This is a genomic window from Deinococcus sp. (assembly GCF_025362455.1).
In the GTDB taxonomy this organism is placed as follows: Bacteria; Deinococcota; Deinococci; order Deinococcales; family Deinococcaceae; genus Deinococcus.
Genome location: NZ_JANYGJ010000243.1, coordinates 1 through 16,616, shown reverse-complemented (window position 1 = coordinate 16,616; position 16,616 = coordinate 1). Strand labels below are relative to the sequence as shown.

The 16,616-nt window shown below is 64.9% G+C and carries 16 protein-coding genes and 1 pseudogene; 9 read left to right on the top strand and 8 right to left on the bottom strand.

The features are described 5' to 3' along the window. Positions 1 to 196, bottom strand: a 196-nt coding sequence (locus Q0R23_RS16940; protein ID WP_293914903.1) for a hypothetical protein, incomplete at its 3' end; no start/stop codon positions are given. Between the two features lie 332 nt (positions 197 to 528). Between Q0R23_RS16940 and Q0R23_RS16935 the strand changes: the two genes are divergently transcribed. The 4 genes from Q0R23_RS16935 (at position 529) to Q0R23_RS16920 (ending at position 5,067) form a co-directional block, all read left to right on the top strand. Beyond that, entirely contained in the window at positions 529 to 1,188 is a 660-nt protein-coding gene (locus tag Q0R23_RS16935; protein ID WP_293914901.1) for a response regulator transcription factor, read from the top strand. A gap of 241 nt (positions 1,189 to 1,429) precedes the next feature. Then, entirely contained in the window at positions 1,430 to 2,842 is a 1,413-nt protein-coding gene (locus tag Q0R23_RS16930; RefSeq protein WP_366520450.1) for a HAMP domain-containing sensor histidine kinase, read from the top strand. 347 nt (positions 2,843 to 3,189) lie between these two features. Further along, positions 3,190 to 4,641, top strand: a complete 1,452-nt coding sequence (locus tag Q0R23_RS16925; protein WP_293914899.1) for a DUF4388 domain-containing protein — start codon at positions 3,190 to 3,192, stop codon at positions 4,639 to 4,641. A 213-nt stretch (positions 4,642 to 4,854) separates the two neighbouring features. Next, positions 4,855 to 5,067 carry a hypothetical protein gene (locus Q0R23_RS16920; RefSeq protein ID WP_293914897.1) on the top strand — a complete coding sequence of 71 codons (213 nt, stop codon included), beginning with the start codon at positions 4,855 to 4,857 and terminating at the stop codon, positions 5,065 to 5,067. Positions 5,068 to 5,431: 364 nt separating this feature from the next. Here the strand turns inward: Q0R23_RS16920 and alr are convergent, their stop codons facing one another. Next, positions 5,432 to 6,490 (bottom strand): alanine racemase, encoded by a 1,059-nt coding sequence (gene alr, locus Q0R23_RS16915; protein WP_293914895.1) that lies wholly within the window; start codon positions 6,488 to 6,490, stop codon positions 5,432 to 5,434. Positions 6,491 to 6,829: 339 nt separating this feature from the next. Here alr and Q0R23_RS16910 point away from each other — a divergent pair, with 339 nt between their 5' ends. Together Q0R23_RS16910 and Q0R23_RS16905 are read left to right on the top strand one after the other, a co-directional pair. Further along, on the top strand, positions 6,830 to 9,022 hold the full coding sequence (locus Q0R23_RS16910; protein ID WP_293914893.1) for a hypothetical protein: 2,193 nt from the start codon (positions 6,830 to 6,832) through the stop codon (positions 9,020 to 9,022). Between the two features lie 241 nt (positions 9,023 to 9,263). Continuing rightward, positions 9,264 to 9,785, top strand: coding sequence for a hypothetical protein (locus Q0R23_RS16905; protein ID WP_293914891.1), 522 nt, complete (start codon positions 9,264 to 9,266; stop codon positions 9,783 to 9,785). A gap of 521 nt (positions 9,786 to 10,306) precedes the next feature. Here the strand turns inward: Q0R23_RS16905 and Q0R23_RS16900 are convergent. From Q0R23_RS16900 to Q0R23_RS16890, 3 genes are read right to left on the bottom strand one after another with little or no spacing between them, the layout of a single operon-like run. Further along, entirely contained in the window at positions 10,307 to 11,023 is a 717-nt protein-coding gene (locus tag Q0R23_RS16900; protein ID WP_293914890.1) for an ABC transporter ATP-binding protein, read from the bottom strand. Further along, positions 11,020 to 12,174, bottom strand: a complete 1,155-nt coding sequence (locus Q0R23_RS16895; protein ID WP_293914888.1) for an ABC transporter permease — start codon at positions 12,172 to 12,174, stop codon at positions 11,020 to 11,022. The genes Q0R23_RS16900 and Q0R23_RS16895 overlap by 4 nt, the downstream gene beginning before the upstream one ends. Positions 12,175 to 12,234: 60 nt before the next feature. Beyond that, positions 12,235 to 12,390 (bottom strand): hypothetical protein, encoded by a 156-nt coding sequence (locus Q0R23_RS16890; protein ID WP_293914886.1) that lies wholly within the window; start codon positions 12,388 to 12,390, stop codon positions 12,235 to 12,237. Between the two features lie 72 nt (positions 12,391 to 12,462). On the opposite strand from Q0R23_RS16890, the gene Q0R23_RS16885 reads away from it, so the two are divergent. Together Q0R23_RS16885 and Q0R23_RS16880 are read left to right on the top strand one after the other, a co-directional pair. Next, complete coding sequence (locus Q0R23_RS16885; protein ID WP_293914884.1) at positions 12,463 to 13,188, top strand: metal-dependent hydrolase; 726 nt, start codon at positions 12,463 to 12,465, stop codon at positions 13,186 to 13,188. Positions 13,189 to 13,381: 193 nt separating this feature from the next. Then, positions 13,382 to 14,374, top strand: coding sequence for a serine/threonine-protein kinase (locus Q0R23_RS16880; protein WP_293914882.1), 993 nt, complete (start codon positions 13,382 to 13,384; stop codon positions 14,372 to 14,374). A gap of 57 nt (positions 14,375 to 14,431) precedes the next feature. Here Q0R23_RS16880 and Q0R23_RS16875 read toward each other — a convergent pair whose 3' ends face one another. Then, the gene (locus tag Q0R23_RS16875) at positions 14,432 to 15,106 is read right to left on the bottom strand and encodes an HAD family hydrolase (RefSeq protein ID WP_293914880.1); all 675 of its coding nucleotides are present in this window, start codon (positions 15,104 to 15,106) and stop codon (positions 14,432 to 14,434) included. Between the two features lie 59 nt (positions 15,107 to 15,165). On the opposite strand from Q0R23_RS16875, the gene Q0R23_RS16870 reads away from it, so the two are divergent. Continuing rightward, positions 15,166 to 15,657, top strand: coding sequence for a GNAT family N-acetyltransferase (locus tag Q0R23_RS16870; protein ID WP_293914877.1), 492 nt, complete (start codon positions 15,166 to 15,168; stop codon positions 15,655 to 15,657). Between the two features lie 12 nt (positions 15,658 to 15,669). Here the strand turns inward: Q0R23_RS16870 and Q0R23_RS16865 are convergent, their stop codons facing one another. After that, a complete protein-coding gene (locus Q0R23_RS16865; RefSeq protein ID WP_293914875.1) occupies positions 15,670 to 16,365 on the bottom strand; it encodes a hypothetical protein in 696 nt (231 codons plus the stop codon). A 64-nt stretch (positions 16,366 to 16,429) separates the two neighbouring features. Beyond that, positions 16,430 to 16,616 (bottom strand): annotated as a pseudogene (locus Q0R23_RS16860) (HAD family hydrolase); the annotation flags it as partial.

The following is a 16,616-nucleotide window of genomic DNA, read 5'->3' as shown; positions in this document are numbered from 1 at the left end:
CAATAAAAATATCATAGGAAGTTGTAGTTTTGGTTTTAGAGCCAAAAAAGTCTTGGTACACGAGTAAAATTTCCTTGCGATAAAATGATAGAGAAAAACCATGGGAAAAAGTCAAGTCGTCGTAAGCGTGAGCCGAATTTTTCTCGAAGGCCAAAAAATGAAACCCTGAAATAAACCCCCAGCCCGAAAGGCACATAATCCCACCTATCACCTTTTTGTGATTCTTTAAACAAATTTTTTTCTTGAGGCCAAACATGACCCGTAAAAAACCCAAGTCTTAGGGCAGAAAAGTTACTTTTTAGCAGCAAAGTGAGCAGCAGCAAAGTGAGCGCCCGCTTGGTGCTTCGTTCACCGGGCGCATCCAAAGCGGCGCCCGGCGGATACAACCTGAGCGGGCAACAGACCGACCTTCAAACAACCGACGCTCAGATACGCGGCATAAGCTGAGTCCCGGCCCGCCCCGCTGCTACACCGCCCCGCTGCTGCACCGCCCCGCTGGCACACCGCCCCACCACCCAAGGAGTCCGTATGCTTTCACAGCTACTCATTGTCGAGGACGATCCCCATCTGGGGCCGCTGCTGCGCGATTACCTGAGCGCCGATTACCAGGTGTTTCACGCCGGAACGCTGGCCGAGGCCCAGAACTGGCTCGGCACCCACAGCGCCCAGCTCATCTTGCTCGACCTGAACCTGCCCGACGGCAACGGCCTGGACCTGGTGCAGAGCCTGCGGCAGTACAGCTCCACGCCGGTGCTGGTGCTCTCAGCGCGCAGCCATGTGCAGGAGCGGGTGGCGGGCCTGAACGCCGGGGCCGACGACTACCTCACCAAGCCGTTCGCCATGCCCGAACTCGACGCCCGCATCACGGCCCTGCTGCGCCGCACGGCGTCGGGCGGCAGCGTCAATCTGGGCAACACCAGCTTATCCACCAGCAGCCTGACCCTGACCGCCGAGGAGCAGCACGTGAACCTCACCGAGCACGAGTCGCGCATTCTGGAGCTGATGATGCGCACGCCGGAGCGGGTCTTTTCGCGGGCCGACATCGAGTCGCACTTATATGGCTGGGAGACGCCCAACTCCAACAGCGTGGAGGTCCGCATTTCGCAGCTTCGCAAAAAACTCGAATCGGTGGGCAGCACCCTGCGCGTGCGCACCATCCGCAACGTCGGCTACGTCCTGCAAGCCTGAGAGGCGGCGAGTCCAACTCCTGCACCTCTGAACGCTGCGACTGGAGGCGCGGCGCGGCCTTTGCTCGCCTCTGATGCTCGCCTCTGAAGGTGGGTGACTGGGCAGCGCCGTGGGTATACACTCATGTTGAGTACGATACTCACCGCACTCATCAAAGTCACTTAAGCTGTAAGCCGACCAGAGCCAGGTCACTCAGATACAGCCCACTCAGTTACAGGTCACTCAGTTACAGGGAGCCGGTGTGGACCACAGCCACAACAATGCGGTGGAACGCCTTCAGGCGCGGATGGGCCGCCGGGTGCCTGGGCGGGTGCTGGTGCGGGCCGACCTGACCCGGCTGCGCTTCATGCAGACGCTGCGCTTCCGGCTGGCGGTGGTCTACACCCTGATGGCGCTGCTGGTGGTGGGACTGGTCAGCGCGGCGATTACCGGCAGGCTGCTCAGCGACCTCGACACCCAGTTCCAGGCCCGGCTCAACGAACGCGCCGACCGGCTGGCCGAGGCCTTCGACAGCAAGGCACGCGGCCTGGGTCAGCCCTCGGCGCCCAGCAGCGGCGGCTACAGCATGATCGTGGACGGCAGCGGGCAGGTGATCTTCGCCAGCGCGGGCGTCAAGGAATTTGAACGCTCCCCCTTTCCCTTCGTGGGCCAGACCCAGATGCCGATTCACGACATTCCGGTGCGCACCGCCACGCGCAAGCTGAGCACCTACGGCGACGGCGAGAGCTTCGTCTGGGTCGCGCTGCCCGAAGACGTGCTGGTGGCGGCCCGCCAGAGTGCGTTTCGGCTGCTGTGGATGGTCCTGGTCGGGGCGCCGCTGCTGATGCTGCTGCTCGGCTGGCTGGTGGGCCGCAGCGCCCTGAGCGGGCTGGGTCAGGCGGCGCGGCTGGCCGACCAGATCGACCCGGCCCAGGCGGTCACGGCGCTGCCGCTGCCGGGCCGTCAGGATGAGGTCTACCGGCTGCTCTCGGCCATCAACAGGCTGCTGGCCCGCATCGAGATGCAGCAGTCGCGCGAAAAACAGCTTCTGGGCCAGATCGTCCATGAACTCGGCGCCCCGCTGACGGTCCTCAAAGCCTCGCTGAGCACCGCCGCCGCCCGCACGAATGACAGCGACGTGATCCGCGCCGCGCTGGTGGCCGACGAGCTGACCTTCACCACCCAGGACCTGATGCAGCTCGCCCGTGGTCAGCTCGAACTCAGGCTGGCCTGGCACTTCATTCCGGCCAGAACCCTGCAAGGCCGCCTGGACCGGCTGGTGGCGGGTACGACCTTCAGCGGCGACTGGGGCGCGATGGTGCTGTGCGACCCCGACCGGCTGCTTCAGGCGCTGCGCAACCTGCTGGCCAACGCCCGCCGGGCTGCCGGGCCGCAGGGCTGGGTTGAAATCACCCTGAGCGAGACGGCGGCGGACATGCGCTTTACCGTGCGCGACTCCGGCCCCGGCCTGCCCACCGAGCTTGGCGAGCGCATCTTCGACCCGTTCGTCAGCGCCTCGGGCAGCAGCGGCCTGGGCCTGAGCGTCTCGCGCCAGATCGCCCAGGCCCACGGCGGCAGCCTGACCGGCGGCAACCATCCGGAGGGCGGGGCGCTGTTCGTGCTGAGCCTGCCCGGCCCGGAACTGGACAGCCCGGAACTGGATGGGGCCGGATAACTCGCCTCATTTCCAGACTGCCTGCTCCGATTTATGATGTGATCTTGATGTAAGGCGTGGTCGCTTACTCTCCGTGGAGTGCAGGTCGCAACAGTGCAGGTCGCAGGCCGGGCAGCACAAAGGCTGGGTCAGATGAGAGACTTCGGCTGCACAGATGGCGGTTTGCACAGATGGCGGTCTGCAAGGCGGTGCTAGTCGCTTGAGGTCGGCCCGTGCAGTGGGAGCCCGTGCATGATGAGCCCATGCATGATGAGCCCATGCATGATGAGATAGTGTAGTAACAGACAGTTTAGTGGTCAACAGTGAAGTGGCGCACGCAGGATGGTCCGGCGCGGGGGGCGGTGAGTATGATGCTGATCGAAAAACGCAAATTTCTGTTGCTGCTGGCCCGCCAGGCGCCGGAGATCGAAATGCAGTTGCGGCGCCACAGCCGTGAGGCCGCCAAGTGGCGCATCGAGACGTTTTCCAGCGTGGCGAGCGTGCTGGTCCAGTTCGAGAACTTCCCGCCCGATCTGGTGGTCATGGACCCTGCCAGCATGGACGGCAGCCTGGACTATCTGCTGGAGCACGCCAAGCTCAACTGGCCGCGCACCTTTTTCTCGCTGCTCACCGATCAGCCCGAAAGTGACTTTCAGAGCGCCGTGGAGCGCTACGGCAACCTGCCGGTCATCACGCCGGGGACGGCGGCGCACAACAGCAAGGCCATCGAAAAGGAGCTGGTCGGGCTGGTCAACGGCACCCTGGAGGGCCTGGGACTGGCCAGCTTTTTGCAGATGATGGAATGGGAAGCCAAGAGTGTGGCCATTCACGTCTCTGTCGCCGAGACCTGGGGCCGGATGCATCTGCGGCAGGGCAAGTTCGTCAGCGCCTACGTGCATGGTCGCTCACTCAGCGACGAGGACGCCGCCAGCGAGATTCTGGCCTGGGAGAACGTCAAGATCAACGTCGAGCGCTCGTACCACAACCAGAAACACGCCAGTCTGAAACCGCTCTCCTCACTCATCATGGACGCCATGCGCCGCAAAGACGAGGCGCTCAGAGACGAGACGGGCACGGATAATGTCAGCAGGTCAGAAGACGCCGAGGTGACTTTCAAGGTCCAGACGAACACCGGCCAGGCCGACCCGCTTGCGGCCAGGCTGGAGCACGCCCCGGTCGATCCCCGGCAGACCCAGTTCGAGATGCAGGACTTCGAGCTGATTACCTCGGCGACCACCCGCAACCGGACCCTCTTCGACGAGGACGCCTTTATGCCGATCTGGACCGAGCCGCTCATCCCGGCACGCTCACCTCAGACCGACGACGACGATCTGGGGCTCTACATCATCCAGAGTTCGGTCAGTGTGCCGAGCCGGGACATCGAGCAGAAGCTGCTGAGTACACCTGTGGGCGCCCTGCCCGGTATGAACGTGCCTGGTACGAACGTGCCCGGCACCGACCTGTCCAGCGACACCGACTTGCTGATGAACGAGGTCATGAATATCGAGGGTGTGCTGGCCGCCGCGCTCATCGACGTTCACACCGGGCAGACCCTCGACGCGGTGGGCATCGGGCTGGAACTCGACCAGGCGGGCGCCACCATGACCGAGATGCTGAGGTTGCAGCGCCGGGCCATGGACCTGCTCGGCATCGGCGGCGGCATCGAGGACCTGGTGGTGACCCTGGACGAGCAGTATCACCTGCTGTATCTGCTGCCCGGCACCAGCCGGTTTCTGTATGTCGTGCTGCGCAAGGAGCAGGGCAGTCTGCCTTCGGCCCGCCACCGCATCCGGTTCGTGCTCGGCCAGGTGGGCCGCTAAGTGTTTTCTAGAGCAGATGTCATAAAAAGACCCTTTTTATGACCGAGCGGAGCGAGTAGTTTTAACTGAGCAGGACGCAGAATGGAGGCGCGGGGAGGCTGTTTTCCCCGTGGCGTAATTCGGAGTACTGCTCTAGGAGGAAGGCTTTCTACGCTGGGTGCGGGTTTAGCCGCCGCACACCCCGCCGCGTCCGGCCCATGCTGAAATGCCCCCATGACCGGACATATCAGCGGCGAGCAGTTCGACATTCTGCCTGAAACCCACGGCACCGACTCGGAAAGCGCTACCAGAACCCCCAACAGGGACCGGGGCGTCGTTCAGGACTCGCCCGGCACGCCAGACACCGGTTTCGAGAACGACGCGGGCGGCGACGGCAACCTCACGGACGCCGAACTGCCCGAAGGCCACCAGGCCCCCAGCGACTGAATGCAGAGTGGGTGCGTCGTGGACGGAGCGCAGGAATGCTGTTGTTCTCGGTGAGTACGAGTGTTCTCGGTGAAGTACGAGACTGAACATTCGACACCCAGTGGCCCCACAACCACCCAACCTAGAGCAGTACTCCGAATTACGCCACGGGGAAAACAGCCTCCCCGCGCCTCCATTCTGCGTCCTGCTCAGTTAAAACTACTCGCTCCGCTCGGTCATAAAAAGACCCTTTTTATGACATCTGCTCTAGTCACCCCGAAACAAACAAAGGCTCTGGCCATCAACCGGCCAGGGCCTTCTACGTGGCTTGGACGCCATCCCGCCCCGAAGCTGTTCCCACGCGCCACAAGCCGGGCGCCAGCCCCTACTCCACCAGCACCCGCTCGACCCGCTCGCCCAGATGCGTCAGCACCTCGTACTCGCTGGTCGCTCCCCACCCTGCCACGTCGCTCAGGCGCACCGGACCCTCGCCCCAGACCTCGATCCAGTCGCCAGGTCTGATGTCCAGCCCGGACACGTCGAGCATGAACTGGTCCATGCAGATGCGGCCCCGCACCGGCCTGCGTTCGCCGCGCAAGGCGCAGTAAGCTTTCAAGCTGGCGCCCCTCGGAAAGCCGTCGGCGTAGCCGAACTGGACGGTGGCGAGGTCCTGGGCGTGCCCTGCGGTGTACAGGCCGCCGTAGCTGACCTGCTCGCCGACTTCGATGCCGTGAACCGAGCCGACACGGGCCGTCACGCGCAGCGCCGGGCGCAGCGGCAGCACGCTTTGCAGATTTGTAGGCGGGTAGCCGTAGAGCGCCAGGCCGGGCCGGGCCAGGTCCAGGCCGGGCAGATGGCCCAGGCTCAGCACGCCGCCGCCGTTGGCCGCGTGGGACAGCACCGGGGGCAACTCATCCAGCACGCCGCGCAGCAACTCCAGTTGCCGCCAGGTGGGCGCCAGGTCAGCCTCGTCCGAGCGGGCAAAGTGGGTGTAGACGCCTTCGAGCTGGCCGCGCTGAGCAAGTTCCAGTCCCAGCCGCACGGCTTCGGCGGGCCGGGCGCCGGAACGGTTCATGCCGGTCTCGACTTTCAGGTGGACCTTCGCGTGGGCGGGCAGCGCGGCGACCTCCTCGGCGGTGCCGACGCTGAGGCGCACGTCCAGCGCCGCGAGTTCGGCCATCTCTTCCGGGGCGGCGGGGGTCAGCAGCAGCGCGGGTTTGCCCGGCTTCAGGGCGGCGAGCTGCTCGGCCTCACGCGGCGTCGCCACCGCGAAGCCCCACACGTCCGGATGGTCTTGCAGCGCTGCTACCACCAGCCCCAGGCCGTGCCCGTAGGCGTTGGCCTTGACCGGCACGATCAGCCGCGCCCCGGCGTGGGCCGAGAGCAGTTCGGCATTGCGCCGCAGGGCAGAGCGGGAAATTTCAGCGCGGGAACGGGCCAACATCAGGGTTCAGGATAGCGTCTCAGGAGGTGGGCGGGGGCGGCTCAGGCGGCACTTATGGGGTGCTCAGGCGGCGAAGCTGCGGTCTGCGCCAGCTTTCGGGAGATGGATCAGCCGCTGGACGAGTTCGTCGGCTCAAGTTCAGCCCCGTCCAGCACCTTCTCTGGACCGTTAGCGGAGCCAGCCGTCCACCCTCCACCTCAGCCGCTTACATGAGAGCGTTCACCGCCCCCATGAAGGCGCCGTGTATGATTTATCGCAGTGGGTTGCCTTTCTCGTTCCCGACAGTTCAGCGTTCTCACTTACCCCCGACTGACCGTAGCGTCAGCGTCTGGAGACCTCATGCCCGATCACCGTAGCCGCCCGATTCGCCTTCCGCACTTCGCCCTCCTGAGCGCCGCCCTGCTCTGCGCCGCGCTGGCAGGCGCTCCGGCGCTGGCCCAGACCGGCGGGGTGCTGCCGCTGGCCTCGGTGGGCGAGAAGTGGCCGGTCAACATCGAAACTTACATCATCCGGGTGGGTGCTGCCGACGCGGGCAAGCCGCTGGGCCTGGAAGTCTACAGCCCGACCCTGAACCTGGCCGACTACGCTGATGGGGGGGCCGACGGACGGCGCGGCGCGGGGTACTTCGGTGACGAGCTGTACCAGAAGGGTATTCAGTTCTCGACCACCTTTACCCTGGTCGGCGCGGGCGGCACCGTCTTCGAGCGGACCTTCGGCACCACGCGGGAGCACACCTGGGAGAGCCTGCGCGCCTCCGGGTTGCCTGCGGGCACCTACACCCTCAAGATCAACAGCTCCGGCGACGGCAAGAACAGCTTCGCGCTGCGGGTGGCCGCCCCCTTCAACCTGGAGACCAGCGACTTCACGGTGAACGCCCGCGACACCGAGCAGCAGGATCTGCTGGCCGCCCGCCTGACCGTGCCCGCCGACTGGGTGGGCAAGACCCTGAGCGTCACCAACTACGACATCGACGGCCCCAAGGAAGCCCAGACCTGGGTGGTCATGCCGGGCAAGGGGCGCGTAGACCTACCCAGCAGCGCCAACGGCGTCTACGAGACGGTCAAATTCAAGCTGACGCCCCAGATGGTCGGCGAGTGGGCGGTGTACATCAAGGTGCTGCCCACCACCAAGCAGTATTCCAACGCCGTGACCTACAGCTTTCGCCTGAACGACAAGCCCGTCACGGCGCGGGTCGGCGGCTTCACCCCGCCCAGCGGCGCCAGTATCCAGAATCAACTGCTCGTCGATGTGGTGGACGAAAAAGGCCAGCCGATTCCGGGAGCCAGCTACACCGTGGGCAACGACAACGTGGTGCGCCCGGTGCTGCCGCAGGGCTACGCGCCGCTCAGCTCGGAGGTCCAGAAGGGCAAAGGCGAGGTCGTCTCGCCCGCTGAGCTGCGCTACGTGCCCGGCGACGTGAAATTGCGCTTCGTGGCCCGGCCCGCCTACAAACTGGTGGTCGATGTGGTCGATCCGCAGGGCCGCCCCATTCCGGGGGCCAGCTACATCGAGGCGGTGGGCAATTCGGTGCGCCCGGTGTTGCCGCCCGGTTACGTGCCGGTCAGCGCCGAGGTGCAGAAGGGCAAGGGCAACGTCGTCTCGCCCACCGAGCTGCGCTACGTGCCCGGCGACGTGAAACTGCGCTTCGTGGCCCGCCCGCCGGAAGGCTCGCTGGCCGTGGACGCGGTGGCAGTCTACGGCACGACCCGCATTCCGCTGACCGGTGTGCCGTTCGGCGTGGGCGGCAAGACCTACAGCACGCCCATCACCATTCCGCTGACCCCCGGCGACTATCCGGTGCAGGCCACGCCGATTCCCGGCAGCGGGGTTCGTCCGCCGCCGCCGGGCCGGGTGGTCGACAACGCCACGGGCCGCGTGACCATCGAGTACACCCCGCGCACCGAGATCACGCTGCTGACCACGCCGGACGTGCTCAACGCCTGCGACGTGACCCAGCTCGTGGCCACCGCCAAGACCGACTTTCCCTACAAGCTGCCCGCCACGCTGAACCTGAACCTGCCCGGCGGCTGGACCAGCGACTACCCGCTGAGCCTGCGCGGCGAGCTGTCGGCCAGCGCGCCGCTGCGCCTGAAGGTGCCGGTCAAGGTCTGCCGCAGCGACAGCGCCGAGGCGGCCCTCGATCCGATCAACCTGCGCACCACCGGCCAGGCGCGGGTTCGCAGCCCCGGCGGCTCAAATGTCTCGCGCACCGTCGAGCAGGGAGCACGCGCCTCGGTGGCCAAGAGCGTGGAGGCCACGGCTCAGGGCTATACCGTGACGCTGCGCCTGAACGTCGACAGCCCGCTGGAAAACGTCCAGATCATCGACCCGTTGCCCAGCGGCGGCAGCGGCCCGGTGGTGCGCGGCCCCATCTCGACGGACGGCCCCAGCCTGGCCGACCTCTCGCCCCGCGTGGACGGCGACACCATCGTGCTCGCCCGCGTGATCCCTGGCAGCTACACCCTGACCTACCAGCTCATCACCAGCCTGCCCGCCGAGCGCATATTGACGGCGCCGGACATTCGTTGGTAAACACGGCGTTGGTAAACACGCTGCTGGTAGAGCTCAATACTGAAGCTGGGTGAAGAAGCCTGCGCCTCCGGGTGCGGGCTTTTTCAGGCTACCGAAAGGCACGACTCTGGCACGACTCTGTAGCCGGACCGGTAAAATAAAGGCCGACAGCACATCCGCTCAAGCATCAGTTGAGTCAGGTCCATCATCAGTTGAGCGGGCCCCATAAGAAAAATTCATGGAAGTGGGGTAAGCTGGACATGTGAAACGTATCTTCGCGCTGCTGATGCTGGCCCCGCTGCTGTGGGCCTGCGGCAGCGTCGGCAGTCCCTCGCCCAGCGCCCCGGCCCTGAGCGCCGGTGAACTGCTGGCGGCCCCGACCAGCCTGGCCCTCGGCGGCGTCAAGCTGAGGGCCGAGGCCACGCCGTACCTGAACGCCCCCGCCTGCGACAATGAAACCTGCGTCCCCAGCGTCAACTTCGTGGTGCCGGTCAGGCTGAGCGCGGCGGCGGGTGTCCTGTCCGGTACCCAGTCCAGCACGCTGAGCGGCCTGAAGGTCACGGGCGTCTACGTCATCACCGAGGGCGGCGTGTGGCGCTCCGGCGTGGCGTCCAGCGACAACCGCCGCTGCGTGGGCACCCTCAACTGTCTGCAAGCCGTGGGCCGGGGCAACGCCAGCATCTCCAGCAGCGACCCCGTGCAGGTCGTGCTGACCTTTCAGGACAGGGCGGGCAAGACGTATAAGCTCCGCGACGCGAAAGCCGTGATCGACAGCCCCAGGTAGACGATGAAGAATCGGCTTTTGAGGCTCCCAGAAGTAGTGGGGGCTTTTTTTGTGTTTTGAGCAGTACTCCGAATTACGCCACGGGGAAAACAGCCTCCCCGCGCCTCCATTCTGCGTCCTGCTCAGTCAAAACTACTCGCTCCGCTCGGTCATAAAAAGGGTCTTTTTATGACATCTGCTCTAGAGTGTGCTGGCGGGTGGCAATCGATCCCTCCGCTTCGCAGCGAGCAGGCCCGGTAGGTGCCGTTCTGCTCAAGACGCTCTGCGAGTCCGCCCGCTACGCGGCCACCTCCCCTCTCTTCGAGCGGCCAGGCCCGATACGATAGGTGCCGTTCTGGACAAGAAGCTGTACCAGTCCAAGGGAAGCAAAAGCGCTAAAGAGCGACTGGGCGAATGTTTTCGGCTCCCTTTACGGGTTGTGCGCAGCGGGTGGGGGGTTATGCCTGCCCTCCCACCGAAATCCCTGCGACGACTTCCTGCTTCCCGCTTTTGCTACAAGCCACGCGCCACAAGCCTCCCCTCTACTCCACCACCACTTCCCCGTCGCGCACCCGCAGATGGTGCTCGGCCAGCGCGGCGATGTCGGGGTCGTGGGTAATCAGCACCACCGTTTTGCCGTCGCGGGCCGGGCTCAGCAGCAGTTCCAGAATGGCCTGGCCGGTGCGCGAGTCGAGGTTGCCGGTGGGCTCGTCGGCCAGCAGCACGTCAGGCTCGGACACCAGGGCGCGGGCCACCGCCACCCGCTGCGCCTCGCCGCCCGACAGGTGTGAGGGCAGATGATTCGCCCGCTTCTCCAGACCCACCTGGGCCAGCAGCGCCCGCGCCCGGTCACGGCGCTCGCGGGGCGGCACTCCGGCCAGGATCAGCGGAAACTCGACGTTTTCCTGGGCGCTGAGAATGGCCACCAGGTTGTGATTCTGAAACACGAAGCCGTAGTGCGAGAGCCGGAAGTCGGCCCGGCCCGCCTCGCTGAGCGCGTGAATGTCGGTGCTGCCCACTCGCACGCTCCCGGCGCTGGGGGTGTCGAAACCCGCCAGCAGATTGAGCAGGGTACTTTTGCCGCTGCCGCTCGGCCCCACCACCGAGGTCAGGCCCGGCGCGAAGGTGTGGGTGAAGGGCCGCAGCGCCACGATCTGATCGTCGCCGCTGGGATAGGTGCGGGCCAGGCCCTCGGTGCGCAGTTGCAGCAGGCCAGCCGGGGCGGACACGGCGGGCGAGGCGGGACTGGTTAGCGTCATACCCGTCCCAGCGCTTCGTTGATGCTCAGGCGTCCGGCGGAGCGGGCGGGCAGCAGCCCGGCGATCAACCCCAGCAGCAGCGAGATGAACAAGGCCAGCAGCACCAGGCGCGGCGTCAGGGCGGCGGCGTCGAAGCCTGCCAGGCCCTGCGTGTAGACGTTCACGCCCCAGATGCCCACCAGCCCCAGCAGAATGCCGCCCACGCCGCCGATCAGCGAGAGCAGCAGCGATTCGGTCAGCACCAGTTCGCGCACGAAGCTGGGCCGCGCCCCGATGGCCCGCAGCGTGCCGAACTCGCGGGTGCGCTCGAAGACGCCCATCATCACGGTGTTGGCGACGGCCAGCCCGCCCACGATCAGCGAGATCAGCGAGATGCCGAAGCGCACCGCGTCACTGATTTTCAGCGCCCGGTCCGCGAAGCTCAGGAAATCGGCCTGGGTCTGGGCTTCGAGTTTCAGGGCCTGGGTCAGTGCCGTGGCGACGGGCCGGGCTCGCCTTGCGTCGTTGAGTTTCAGCACCACCATCGAGATGCGGTTCTGGGCGCCCTCGGCGGCCTGCATGGTGGCCAGCGGCAAAAAGATGAACGAGTCGTTGAGCCCGCCCGATTTGTCCAGCACCCCGACCACCTTCACGGCGCTCCGGCGGTTCAGGCGCAGGGTGCTGCCCAGCTTGAGTTTCAGGTTCACCGACGCCTTGGCGCCCACCACGGCCACGCCGCTGTCCCCGGCCTGGAGTAAGCGGCCCTGACCCAGCTTGACGGTGCTGAACACCGCGTTGATGCCCTGTTCGGGCGGCAGGCCGTACAGCACCGCGCTCTGGGAAGGGTCGAGGCTGCCGCGAATGGCCATGATGACCGGCGTGACCTGCTCGATGCCGAGCTGGCCGCTGAGTTTCTGAATGTCGGCCACCGTGCTCTGCGGCAGGTTCGGCTGCGGCGCAATGCCCTGGTTGAGCCCGTTGAGCGTCACCTGGACGTCGGGGCCGATGCCGCCGAGTTCGTCGTTGAAGACCTTACGGATGCCCTCGCCCAGCGACAGGAAAATCACCATGCTGGCCACCGCCACCACGATGCCCAGGGTGGTGAGTAGGGTTCTGACGGGTCGGCGGGTCAGCCCGCGCCGCGCTAATGTCCACAAGTCTCGCCGTTGCACGCCCGCCAGAGTAGCGCCTGCACCATGAGGCGATGCGGGTCAAATGCGCCAGTGTCCTGCTCAGGTCAGACCCTGGGACGTGCTCAGGGCCAGCAGGTCAAGCGGCCCGGCGCCGACTGAGCCAGCGTTCTCATGAGCCTGCACGCTGTGGCGGCACGCTGGGGCGGCGCCCGGTGGAGGCCCGATGTGCCCGGCCTGGCTTGAGTCTGCTCTCATCGGGGCTCAGATACCGCTGAATTGGGCGGCACCAAGCAGCGCGGCCCTGACTGACTGGCTATGCTGGCGCCTATGACTGCCCCTAAACCGTCCAGCCCATCTCCCAGCACTGCCCGCCTCCAGATTCGCTTTCTCGGCCACTCCACTTTTCTGTTCACGGCAGGTGAGCATAAAGTGCTGATCGACCCGTTTATCGAGGGCAATCCCAAATCGCCCATCACGCTCTCCGAGGCGCTGAGCTGGAAGGTGGACGCCGTGCTGGTCAGTCACGCCCACGGCGACCACTGGGGCAATGCCCTCGACTTTGGCCGGGCCGGGGTGCCGATCATCGGGACGGCGGAGATCGGCGGCTACGCGGGCAAACACGGCGCCGTAGGCGCCATCGGCGCCAATATCGGCGGCACGGTGCGCGGCAACTGGGGCAGCGTCTACTTCACACCCGCCTGGCATTCCAGCAGCTTCCCCGACGGCACCTACGGCGGCATGCCCACCGGCCTGGTCATCGAGATGGGCGGCGTGCGGGTCTACTTTGCCGGAGACACCAGCCGATTTTCCGACATGGCCCTGATCGGCGAGAAAAAACTCGACCTGGCGATGTTGCCCATCGGCGACCACTACACCATGGGGCCGCAGGAAGCCGCGCTGTGCCTGGACCTGCTCAGGCCCGCCGCCGCCCTGCCGATGCACTACGGCACCTTCCCCGGCCTCAGCGGCGACCCTGCCGTGTTCGCGGCGCTGGCGGCCCAGCGCGGGGTCGCCGTCCATCAGCCGCAGCCGGGCGAGACGGTCTCGCTCTGAGGTGGCCTGTACTGGACTGATCTGTACTGGACTGGCCCGCACCGACAGTCTGGCACTGATCTGGTCCCGCTCTGACCTGGATAGAGTTCTGTAACCGGGCGACCTGTATGCTGAGGGTCAACTCCGGGGCGCCACCCTGCCCGCCAATCCACTTGCCCACGGACCAGCACGCTGAGGATCAGGAATTGACACTGTGACGAATACCGCCCTCCCACAACTGCCCGGCTACACCCTGACGCGTTCGGTAGGGCGCGGCAACACCTCGGTGGTCTACCTGGGCCAGAACACCAGCGGCCCGCAACGGCAATTCGCCCTGAAAGTGCCGCACCCGGAGACGCTGGCTGAGCGCACCGCCGCCGAGCGTTTCGGCAACGAGGTCCGGCTCTCGCTACAATTCCAGCACCCGTATCTGGTGCGCGGTTACGCTGGCACCGCCTTCGGGCCGGGCGCCTTCCTGGCCATGCGCTACTTCCCCGAAGGCACTCTGGCCGAGCGCCTGGAGGAGCGTCCGGTGATCTACCAGGCGGCGCTGAGGCTGCTGGCCGATGTGGCCTCCGGCGTGGCGTATCTGCACCACCAGGGCGCGGTGCATCAGGACATCAAGTCGCAGAATGTCTACCTCGATCAGGGACGCGGGGCGCTGGGCGACTTCGGCAACACCTACTTTGTCTCGGCGGGCGGCAACGTGTCGGGCAGCCCGTTTTACATGGCGCCGGAGATCTACCACGGTGAGGAAAGCAGCGCCGCCAGCGATGTCTACAGCCTGGGCGTGCTGGCCTACGAGCTGCTGGTGGGGTTGCGCCCGCACATCGGCGTGAGCTACGAGGAACTGATGATCTCGCACATGACCCGCTTTCCCCAGCCGGTCACGGCGGCCAACAAGCAGGTGCCGCGCCCCCTGTCGCGCCTGATCGAGCTGGCGATGGCCAAGAAGGCGGTGGACCGCCCGGCTTCCGGTGAACTGCGCAAAGCTTTTCTGGAAGCCCTCGATTTGCCCGACGAGGAGATTCTGGCGCCCACCGCGCCGCCGGAGAGCGCCGTGGCCGTGGTGGCAGACCGCAACGTGATGGGCCGCCACCAGTTTTTGCCCCAGGCCCCGGTGCCCAAAGACATCGAGCGCTTCAGTGGCAAGAAACCTGCGCCGGAGGAGAGCAAAAGCTGGAATCCGTTCAAGAAAAAGAAGTAGGGAGCCCCTCACCCCTTGCCTCGCAAGGCCCTCTCCCCTTGGTAGAGGGTCAACGGATTAGATCAGCGCCTGTCCCTCCGCCGCCCGCAGCAACTCCTCCAGCGTCGTGTAGCCTTCGGTGCGCGGCCAGGTCGGCGGGAACGGCTGGGTCATCGTCACCTCGTTGGGCACGACGATCACGCTCATGCCTGCTGTCAGTGCTGCCGTGGCGCCGTTGAAGCTGTCCTCGACGGCCAGGCAGACTTCAGGGTGCAGGTTCAGGCGCCGGGCAGCCAGCGAATACAGTTCGGGGTCGGGTTTGACACGGGCCACGTCGTCGCGGGTCGCCAGGACTTCAAACAGGTGCAGCAGGTCATGTTGCGAGAGCCAGCGCGTCACCCACTTCCGGTCGCTGCTGGTCGCCAGGGCCAGGCGCAGGCCCGCCGCACTGACGGCCTCCAGCACGCCGCGCACGCCGGGGCGCAGGTCGGCGGCCTCGATATCGGCCAGGATGCCCCGGTGGAGTTCGTCGTAGACCTCGGCGCGGCGCTCCTGCACGCTGCTGGGCAGCCCCAGCCAGGGATCGAAGGCGCCCCAGGTACCGACGCCCTGCTGCCAGTCGGCGAGCGCCAATTCGCGCCCGTGCTGAACGTACAGCGCCTCCCAGCGGCGGAATTCACGGGTTTCGGTATCCAGAATAGTGCCGTCGAAATCGAAGATCAGGGCGCGGATGTGGGTGGCGGGAACGGTCATGGCTCCAGTGTAGGGCGGAGCCGGAGCAGGCACAGGACTTCTTCACTAGACTGATGCTCATGATTCAGCTTGAGCTTGCTCAGCTCGGCCACGCGGCAAGTCTGGCAACGCTGCACCTGAGCGCCGGGCAACTGGAATTCACCGCCCGGCCCGAACTGGTACTGGCGCAGACCCAGGACGACCCGCAGCGCCTGCCGGTGGTCATCGTGGACGGGGCCGAAGTCGTCGGCTTTTTCGCCCTCTCCGCCGGGCCGCACTGCGACAAGTACCTGAGCGAGCCCGATCCGCAGGCGGTGGCCCTCAGCGCCCTGAGCGTGGACAGTCGCCAGCAGGGGCGCGGCGTGGGCACGGCGGCTATGCTGGCCTTGCCCGCCTTTCTGGCCCGCCCGGACGTGGCCGCCACCTTTCCGCAGGCGCGGCGCGTGGTGCTGGTGGTCAATGGGCGCAACCCCGCCGCCCGGCGAGTGTATGAGCGTGCAGCGTTCGGGGTGATTGGGGAGCGGGAGGGGCCGATTGGGCGGCAGTGGGTGATGGCGAAAAGTATTTGGTAAAATTGGTTATCGCTATCGTCTTTCCCCTGAATATGTAAGCTTACCAGTCAAAGATACTTCTGCCTGAAAATTACAAACTGCATTGTCGGCGCGAAAAACTAAAGTATTGGTTAATATCTTGTAAAAACTCAGTATATCGGGACCGTCTTTAATTTTTAAGCATTTGTTTGGGTACTTTATAAGACCAATTTTCAAAAATTCCTCGTCGCTAATTCCGTTTTTAACCGAAAACCTTCTTACAATCATTGGGTTATCCAACGACAATGCGCTTATATAGTATACATGTGAATCGTCTTTAAAGATAGGTTGGCCTCGAATGCTCAGAATCTTACCAACTAGTCTATCAACATAGCTGTACTGCACGGCAGTAGAAGTCGTACAGTAGGCAAGAAGATAACTGACATCGATAAATATTGGGGCGAGACTTTGTGATACACCACAATTATCTCTAAATTCCCAAACCTTTCTGTTTCCAACGAACGCTCTCATTGAATAACTGTCGTTGACAACTCTTACTCCATCCCAGGTAATTCTAAAGTTATACGTGCTTGGTTTGTCAACAAACAGCTTCGCATGGCTTGAGTCAAATATCCGGACCTTGCCATCTGTAACAGGAATCTTTCCCGAATTCTGTATTGACGCACCGCCCTCTACAACCCCCACCAACCCAGCCGCCATCACAACCAACCCCAACCGCTTCCACTCCATCCCACACCACCCTTTTCCACACTTCAGAAGGCGTCTCTCCGGCGCTCACGGCGGCATTCTCGCCTCAGTCCATCTCGCCCATCGCCCTGAGCACGTTCGCCATGTGCGTCTCCAGCTCCACGCCCAGTTCCCCGGCGCCCTGAATCACCTCGTCGCGGTTGACCCCGGCGGCGAAGGCCCGGTTCTTAAACCTCTTCTTGAGGCTGCTCAGCTCGACTTGTTTCACGTCACGGTCAGGACGCACCAGCGCG

Coding starts and splice junctions, on each gene's coding strand:
- Q0R23_RS16865 (WP_293914875.1), bottom strand. CDS start 16,365: ATGGAGTGGAAGCGGTTGGGGTTGGTTGTGATGGCGGCTGGGTTGGTG.
- Q0R23_RS16885 (WP_293914884.1), top strand. CDS start 12,463: ATGACTGCCCCTAAACCGTCCAGCCCATCTCCCAGCACTGCCCGCCTC.
- alr (WP_293914895.1), bottom strand. CDS start 6,490: ATGTTGGCCCGTTCCCGCGCTGAAATTTCCCGCTCTGCCCTGCGGCGC.
- Q0R23_RS16900 (WP_293914890.1), bottom strand. CDS start 11,023: ATGACGCTAACCAGTCCCGCCTCGCCCGCCGTGTCCGCCCCGGCTGGC.
- Q0R23_RS16910 (WP_293914893.1), top strand. CDS start 6,830: ATGCCCGATCACCGTAGCCGCCCGATTCGCCTTCCGCACTTCGCCCTC.
- Q0R23_RS16890 (WP_293914886.1), bottom strand. CDS start 12,390: ATGAGAGCAGACTCAAGCCAGGCCGGGCACATCGGGCCTCCACCGGGC.
- Q0R23_RS16920 (WP_293914897.1), top strand. CDS start 4,855: ATGACCGGACATATCAGCGGCGAGCAGTTCGACATTCTGCCTGAAACC.
- Q0R23_RS16870 (WP_293914877.1), top strand. CDS start 15,166: ATGATTCAGCTTGAGCTTGCTCAGCTCGGCCACGCGGCAAGTCTGGCA.
- Q0R23_RS16935 (WP_293914901.1), top strand. CDS start 529: ATGCTTTCACAGCTACTCATTGTCGAGGACGATCCCCATCTGGGGCCG.
- Q0R23_RS16875 (WP_293914880.1), bottom strand. CDS start 15,106: ATGACCGTTCCCGCCACCCACATCCGCGCCCTGATCTTCGATTTCGAC.
- Q0R23_RS16925 (WP_293914899.1), top strand. CDS start 3,190: ATGATGCTGATCGAAAAACGCAAATTTCTGTTGCTGCTGGCCCGCCAG.